The sequence below is a fragment of the Streptomyces sp. DI166 genome (assembly GCF_900091315.1).
Lineage (GTDB): Bacteria > Actinomycetota > Actinomycetes > Streptomycetales > Streptomycetaceae > Streptomyces > Streptomyces fuscus.
Genome location: NZ_FLSP01000230.1, coordinates 1 through 1,595, shown reverse-complemented (window position 1 = coordinate 1,595; position 1,595 = coordinate 1). Strand labels below are relative to the sequence as shown.

Here is a 1,595-nt window from a genome sequence, read left to right as displayed (position 1 = left end):
ACCACCGTGCCCCGCCCCACCGGCCGAGCCGAACGGCAGGCCCTCGGGCCACCGGACACCCAGCAGCACGCGAACGCGCGAGCAGGCGCGGCACCGGGGAACGGGCTCCCGGCCCGGGCGTCCGCACCACCGGGCCCGGACACGGCAGCAGCCCGCCGACGGGGGAAATCGGCGGGCTGCTTCTGTACCGCGGTGGCTCTGTGCGTGCCGCTGCGGGACGCTTCGGGCGCCGCGGCGGCTCCGACCGGCGTGCGGCCGCGGCACTAGTGGACGGAGTGCTCCTCCTGCGGGAACGTTCCGCCGACCACGTCCTCGGCGAACGCCTTCGCGGCGTTCCCCATGACCTCGCGCAGGTTCGCGTACTGCTTGACGAACTTCGGCACCCGGCCGCCGGTCAGGCCCAGCATGTCCGTCCAGACCAGGACCTGGGCGTCGGTCTCGGCTCCCGCGCCGATGCCGACCGTCGGGATGTGCAGCACCCGGGTCACCTCGGCGGCCAGCTCCGCCGGGACCAGCTCCAGCACGACCGCGAAGGCGCCCGCGTCCTGGACCGCCTTGGCGTCCCGCAGCAGCTGCGCCGCCGCCTCCTCGCCGCGGCCCTGGACGCGGTAGCCCATGGCGTTGACGGACTGCGGGGTGAGGCCGATGTGGGCCATGACCGGGATGCCGGACTCGACCAGCAGCTCGATCTGGCGGTGCGAGCGCTCGCCGCCCTCCAGCTTCACCGCGCCGACCCCGGCCTCCTTCACCAGTCGGGTCGCCGAGCGCAGGGCCTGCACCGGGCCCTCCTGGTAGGAGCCGAAGGGCAGGTCGCCGACGATCAGGGCGCGCGAGGTGCCCCGTACGACGGCGGCGGAGAGCATGGTCATCTCGTCGAGCGTGACGGGCACGGTGGTGTCGTACCCGAGGTGACAGTTGCCCGCGGAGTCCCCGACCAGCATGACCGGGATGCCGGCCTCGTCGAAGACGGACGCGGTCATCGCGTCGTAGGCGGTGAGCATGGGCCACTTCTCGCCCCGCTCCTTGGCGAGGGCGATGTCGCGGACGGTGATGCGGCGGGTGCCCTTCCCCCCGTACAGCGCCTTGCTGCCGCCGGAAGGTGTGGTCTGGGCAGCCGAAAGCTGCGTCATGGCAACGGCTCCTTACGTCATCTCGAAGCGCCCTTACGGCGTCCCCGGATCCCTTCCATGGTGGCACTTCGTGCCAGGCGAAGCCAGAGCGACCTCGGTCACGCTCAAGCGGGGCGAGAGGGGATGACGGGCGGAGTAAGCGGCGACCGCGATGGCTGCCTCCCGGGACAGGCTCAGATGGGTGATGACCCGGCTCTGCTGCGAGATGAGAGTGAGCAGGTTGTTGAAGGTGTTCTCGGTGGGGGCCGTGACGGTGCGGCCCTCGGCGAGCACGTCGTGCAGTGCGGCAGCGAGGTCGTCCGGGACATCGAGTTGCGGGCGTCGTCGCCGAAGGTGATGCGATTGGAGTTGTAAAGCTCCTTACGTTCACCGGCCCGGAACTACGTCTCCCAGGAGTACCTCGCCGCGCCTACCGGCGCCTCGACCACACCTCCGCCGGCCCCAACTGGAGCGCCACGCTGCTGA

At 71.5% G+C, this 1,595-nt stretch carries 1 protein-coding gene; it reads right to left on the bottom strand.

Going from position 1 to position 1,595, the window contains the following annotated elements; all coding sequences use genetic code 11:
- Positions 1 to 263 precede the first annotated feature (263 nt).
- Positions 264 to 1,130, bottom strand: coding sequence for a 3-methyl-2-oxobutanoate hydroxymethyltransferase (panB, locus tag GA0115233_RS39985; protein ID WP_093725698.1), 867 nt, complete (start codon positions 1,128 to 1,130; stop codon positions 264 to 266).
- Positions 1,131 to 1,595: the final 465 nt, after the last annotated feature.